The sequence below is a fragment of the Streptomyces sp. NPDC002851 genome (assembly GCF_053591935.1).
Map to the genome: position 1 here is coordinate 377,769 of NZ_JBSFUT010000001.1, position 6,070 is coordinate 383,838.

At 72.7% G+C, this 6,070-nt stretch carries 3 protein-coding genes and 1 pseudogene; 2 read left to right on the forward strand and 2 right to left on the reverse strand.

Annotation, left to right across the window (positions count from 1 at the left end):
• Window positions 1-9: 9 nt before the first annotated feature.
• Entirely contained in the window at window positions 10-2,478 is a 2,469-nt protein-coding gene (locus ACWD10_RS01835; protein WP_451085853.1) for a SpoIIE family protein phosphatase, read from the forward strand.
• Window positions 2,479-2,578: 100 nt separating this feature from the next.
• Complete coding sequence (locus ACWD10_RS01840; protein WP_451085855.1) at window positions 2,579-4,603, forward strand: thioredoxin domain-containing protein; 2,025 nt, start codon at window positions 2,579-2,581, stop codon at window positions 4,601-4,603.
• Window positions 4,604-4,739: 136 nt separating this feature from the next.
• Here the strand turns inward: ACWD10_RS01840 and ACWD10_RS01845 are convergent, their stop codons facing one another.
• Both ACWD10_RS01845 and ACWD10_RS01850 read right to left on the reverse strand, forming a co-directional pair.
• Window positions 4,740-5,372: a TetR/AcrR family transcriptional regulator gene (locus ACWD10_RS01845; RefSeq protein ID WP_451085901.1), complete on the reverse strand. Its 633-nt coding sequence runs from the start codon at window positions 5,370-5,372 to the stop codon at window positions 4,740-4,742.
• 186 nt (window positions 5,373-5,558) lie between these two features.
• A pseudogene (locus ACWD10_RS01850) lies at window positions 5,559-5,961 on the reverse strand (MFS transporter); the annotation flags it as partial.
• Window positions 5,962-6,070: the final 109 nt, after the last annotated feature.

Here is a 6,070-nt window from a genome sequence, read left to right on the forward strand (position 1 = left end):
GGTGGTGCCATGCGCACATGGGACACGGCCGACGACGCCGGCTTCCGTGGTCCGCTCGACGCCACGCGAGCGGCCACCGCGGTCCTTGACACCGAAGGCGTGATCGTCGGCTGGAGCCCGCAGGCCGAGCAGCTGCTCGGCTATCCGCCGCAGGAGGCGCTCGGCCGCCATGCGGACACCCTGTTGGCCCGCGGTGAGGGCGACGGGGAGCCCTGGCCGTTCGGTCGGCCGGGGTTCAGCGGTGTGCGGGGCGAGGCCATCGACGTACGGCACCGGGACGGGCGCATGCTGCGGATGGCGGCGATGCTGTGCCCGCTCAGCGGGGCGAGCGGTCCCGGATGGCTCCTTGTGGCCGCGGACCTTGAGGAGCTCCGCACCTGGGAGACGCATCAGTCGATGCTGCGGGGGCTGGCCACCCAGTCGCCGGTCACCCTGACCATCTACAGCCCCGAGCTACGGCTCGCCTGGACCAATGTGGCCGGGCATGAGGAGTTGGGAACGGCGTCCTCGGAGTACGTCGGACGGTTTGCGGACGAGTTGTTCCCGGTGGGCGAGGTGCTGACCCCGATGCGCCCCAACTCGGTGGAGGACGTCATGCGGGAGGTGCTCACCACCGGTGAGCCGGTGCGGGACCTGCACTTCCGCTCCCCGCTGCCGGCCGATCCGGAACAAGAGCGCTACTGGTCCTGCTCCTACTACCGGCTGCAGGACACCGAGGGGAACGTACTGGGCGTGTGCGAGGAGGCGGTCGACATCACCGACCGCTATCTGGCGCAGCAGCGGCTCGCCCTGCTGGTGGAGGCGGGGGCGCGGATCGGCCGCAGTCTGGATGTGACACAGACGGCGGAGGAGCTCGCCGGGGTGGCCGCACCCCGGTTCGCCGACCGGGTGACTGTCGATCTGCTGGAGGAGGTCCTTGAGGGGGCGGCGCCGGGAGAGAGATCGGGCCCCGGCCCGCCGCCGCTGGTACGGGTGGCAAGCCGCCCGGACACGGCGGGTGCGGAGCCCGCGCAGGGCACCACGGTGGACTACTCCGCGCTCTCCGCCCAGGGCCGAAGTCTGGCCACCGGCCGCCCCGTGCTCGAGGCCGGGAAGGGCCGCTCGTGCCTGGTGGTGCCGCTGCGGGTGGGTGACGTGGGCATGGGTCTTGTCACCTTCCGGCGGGAGAGCGGCCGCGAGACCTTCGACGCCGGTGAACGGTCCCTCGCCGATGAGCTGGTCGCCCGTACCGCCGTCTGCGTGGACAACGCCCGTCGGTTCAACCGCGAGCGGAACGCGGCCCTTTCGCTCCAACGCAGCCTGCTGCCCCGGGTGGTGCCGCCGCAGACCGCGGTCGAGGTGGCCTACCGCTATCTGCACGCCGACGCACAGGCGGGGGTGGGCGGGGACTGGTTCGACGTCATCCCGCTGTCCGGTACCCGGGTGGGGTTGGTCGTCGGTGACGTGGTGGGGTCCGGGGTACGGGCCGCCGCCACCATGGGGCGGATGCGGACGACCGTACGCGCGCTTGGCCGGCTCGACCTCTCTCCCGACGAACTCCTCTCCCGCCTTGACGATCTCATCGGTCAGGCCACCCGGGACTGGCGCGACGTCCATGGAGAGCCGGGTGCGGAGCCGCAGGAAGCGGAATCCCAGGGCGCAGCGGCGCAGGGCGACGAGGCGCTGGGCGTGACCTGTGTCTACGCCGTCTACGACCCGGTCTCCCGGCAGTGCAGCTTGGCCAGGGCCGGCACGCTGCATCCCGTGGTGGTCGTTCCGGGCAGCGGGGTGGCCACTTTTCCGGAGCTTCCGCCCGGTCCGCCGCTGGGCCTTGGCGGACTGCCCTTCGAGAAGACCGATATCGAGCTGCCCGAGGGCAGTCTGATCGTGCTGTTCACCACGGGTCTCATCGGCCCCACAGATGCCGGTGGCACGGACGAGAGTGAGCTGCGCCTTGAGCGCCTTGGCCAGATCGCCGCCCAGAACTCCCTTCCGCTGGAGGAGTTGTGCGACCGGATGGTCAGTGCGCTCCGCCCCGGGCGCCTTGACGACGCCGCCCTGCTGCTTGCCCGTACCCGCACGCTGGGCGCGCACCAGGTCGCGATCTGGGAGCTGACCTCCGATCCCGCGATGGTCGGCCGGGCGCGGGCGCTGGCCACCGGGCAACTGGAGGAGTGGGGCTTGGCCGAGCTGTCGTTCACCACCGAGTTGATCGTCAGTGAGCTGGTCACCAACGCGGTCCGCTACGCGTCCGGCCCGATCCACCTCCGGCTCATCCGGGACCGCACCCTGATCTGCGAGGTCTCCGACACCGGCCACACCTCGCCACATCTGCGGCGGGCCGCCAGTGATGACGAGGGTGGGCGGGGGCTGTTCCTGGTCGCTCAGCTGACGCAGTTGTGGGGGACGCGGTATACGCCTACCGGCAAGACGATCTGGGCGGAGCAGGAGTTGCCCGTGGTGGATCCCCACCGGCCGCTCGCGTCCGCCGCGGTATGACAACCTCCGTCAGGCGGGGATCGCTCGGTCCCGTCTCGTCAGTCGACGCGGAGTCGGCGGGTAGGACGCATCGCCCCCGGCCGTGCGCGAGGATGGGGGCATGGCGAACCGTCTGGCCCAAGAGACCTCCCCGTACCTCCTTCAGCACGCCGACAACCCCGTCGACTGGTGGCCCTGGTCGGACGCGGCCTTCGAGGAGGCGAAGCGGCGCGAGGTGCCCGTACTGTTGTCGGTTGGCTACGCCGCGTGTCATTGGTGTCATGTGATGGCGCACGAGTCGTTCGCGGACGACGCCACGGCGGCGTACATGAACGAGCACTTCGTGAACATCAAGGTCGACCGCGAGGAGCGCCCCGACGTCGACGCCGTCTACATGGAGGCGGTGCAGGCGGCGACCGGACAGGGCGGCTGGCCGATGACGGTCTTCCTCACGCCGGACGCCGAGCCGTTCTACTTCGGCACCTACTTCCCGCCCGAGCCCCGGCACGGCATGCCCGGCTTCCCGCAGCTCCTCGAAGGGGTGAGCGTCGCCTGGCGGGACCGGCACGACGAGGTCACCGAGGTGGCCGGGAAGATCGTGCGGGACCTGGCCGGGCGCACCCTGGCGTACGGCGGCACGGACGTGCCCGGCGAGAGCGAGCTCGGTCAGGCGCTGCTCGGTCTGACCCGGGACTACGACGCGTCGTACGGCGGCTTCGGCGGCGCCCCGAAGTTCCCGCCGTCCATGGTCATCGAGTTCCTGCTCCGCCACTACGCCCGTACCGGCTCCGAGGGCGCGCTGCAGATGGCCGCCGACACCTGCGAGCGGATGGCCCGCGGCGGTATCTACGACCAGCTGGGCGGCGGCTTCGCGCGCTATGCCGTGGACCGGCAGTGGGTGGTCCCGCACTTCGAGAAGATGCTGTACGACAACGCGCTGCTCTGCCGGGCGTACGCGCATCTGTGGCGGGCCACCGGCAGCGACCTGGCCCGCCGGGTCGCCCTGGAGACGGCCGACTTCATGGTCCGCGAACTCCGTACGAACGAGGGCGGGTTCGCCTCGGCCCTGGACGCGGATTCCGATGACGGCAAGGGCGGGCACGGGGAAGGCGTCTTCTACGTCTGGACGCCCGCGCAGCTGCGCGAGGTGCTCGGCGAGGCGGACGCCGAACTGGCCGCCGCGCACTTCCGGGTGACCGAGGAGGGCACCTTCGAGCAGGGCGCCTCGGTGCTCCAACTCCCGCAGGGCGAAGGGCCGGTGGACGCGGAGCGGCTCGCGTCCATCAAGGAGCGGCTGTTCGCGGCGCGCGAGCTGAGGCCGCGCCCGGGCCGGGACGACAAGGTGGTCGCGGCGTGGAACGGCCTGGCGATCGCGGCCCTGGCCGAGACGGGCGCGTACTTCGACCGCCCGGACCTGATCGACGCGGCTCTGTGCGCGGCGGATCTTCTCGTACGTCTGCACATGGGCCCGGACGCGCGGCTCTCGCGCACCTCGAAGGACGGCCGGGCCGGGGCGAACGCGGGCGTCCTCGAGGACTACGCGGATGTCGCCGAGGGGTTCGTGACGCTGGCGTCGGTGACGGGTGAGGGGGTCTGGCTGGAGTTCGCGGGCTTCCTGCTCGACATCGTCCTGGACCAGTTCGTGGCCGAGGACGGCGCCCTGTACGACACGGCCCACGACGCCGAGCCCCTGATCCGGCGGCCCCAGGACCCGACGGACAACGCGGCCCCGTCCGGCTGGTCCGCGGCGGCGGGCGCGCTGCTCGGCTATGCGGCCCACACTGGCGCGGAGCCCCACCGGACCGCGGCGGAGCGGGCGTTGGGCGTGGTCCAGGCCCTCGGGCCGCGCGCCCCGCGCTTCATCGGGCACGGCCTCGCGGTGGCCGAGGCGCTGCTCGACGGCCCGCGCGAGGTCGCCGTGGTCGGGCCGGCGGACGACCCGTCGACGGCGGAGCTGCGCCGCACGGCGCTGCTCGCGACGGCCCCGGGCGCGGTGGTGGCCTCCGGCGAACCCGGCGGCGATGAACTGCCGTTGCTGGCGGACCGGCCGCTGGTGGACGGGCGTCCGGCGGCGTACGTGTGCCGGGGGTTCGTCTGCGACGCGCCGACGGTTGATCCGGAGGAGCTGGCGGCCCGGCTGTCGTAGGCGGCAAAGAACAGCCCGTCCGGCGCTTGAGGACGACGCCCGTTCAGGGCGGACAAGGGGGGCTGGGGGCTTGGCCCCCAGTTACGGGAAGGGGCGGGGCGGGGCCGGGGAGAAAGCGCCGCAGGCAAGCAGCCCCCTACAGCGTCAACTCTCGCGTGAACATGTCCAACGTACGGTCCACCAGCTCCACCAGGTCCCCCTTGAAGCCCTGCTCGCCCCAGTAGAGCGTCGCCTCGCGCAACCCGCCGAGCAGGGCCGCCGTGAAGACGCGGACCTCGAGGTCGCCGGGGTCGCGGCGGGTTCGTTCCGCCAGGGCGCCCGCGAGGAGTTCGGACGTGGCGGACATCGTTTGCGTCATCCGGGCCCGTACCGCCGGGATCTCCACCATCAGGCGGGTGCGCTGCTCCATCTCCTCGGGCGCGTACTGCTGCATCGCCCGCAGCGCCGCGTGCATCACGAACCGCAGGGATTCCAGGGGCGGTTCGTCGGCCGGGCGGGAGCGGAGTGCGGCCACCATCACCGGGTCGTACTCGTCGGTGAGGACGATGTCCTCCTTCGTCGGGAAGTACCGGAACACCGTGCTCGGCGAGACCTCGGCGGCCTCGGCGATCTGCTCGACGCTGGTCGCCTCGTACCCCTGCTCGGCGATCAGCCGGTACGTGGCCCGGCGGATCGCCTCGCGCGTCTTGCGCTTCTTCCGCTCGCGCAGCCCGAGCCGGGGCTCCTCCGCGCCGAGGTCGGCGAGTCCGGCGAGTCCGGCGAGGTCCATGAGGCGCTTGTCGGTCGGATCCGTCGGATCAGAGGTGTCGCGTGCGGCCATGAAGGTCATTGTCGGGCATCTGCGGTGCTCCCGGCCAAGCCCGAGGACGGCTCGGCGTCCCGGTCCGGGGCCTGTCCGCCGGGCAGCAGCGCGGCCGCGAGCCCGGGGGCGCCCGGTTCCCCGGCGACCAGGGGGGGCGATCAGGAGCACGGCGGCCGCGAGCGCGCCGACCACCAGCGGGTCACCCCATCCGCGCGCAGGGGCCTCGATGATCCCGTACGTCAGGACGCCGAGGCCGACGGCCGTGAGCGCCGTCGAGACGGCGTCGACCCGCGGGGTCGCCGGGTCGCGGGTCTCGGGCGCAGCCAGCCGCCGAGGATCGGCCCGAGCGGCAGGCCGAGCGCGGAGGCGGTGGAGGCGGCGGTGACGAGCGAGATCGCCCGGGCGCGCTCGTGCGGCGGGAACGCGGCGGGAACAGCGAGGGCGGCACGGCCGGGCCGAGCGGCATCACGAGCGCCGTCCCGATCCCCATCACGGCGCGGGCCCCTACCACCGGAGCGACACTCTCCGCGAGGGTGCCGAGCAGCGACCCGGCCAGGGGAGTGTCCCGGGGCGCGCTGCGCCGCGCCATAACGGAACAGAAGCGTCCGCTCGAGGACGTCTGCGACCACGTCCTCGGCGCCCTCGACACCCACCACGGCGAGGAC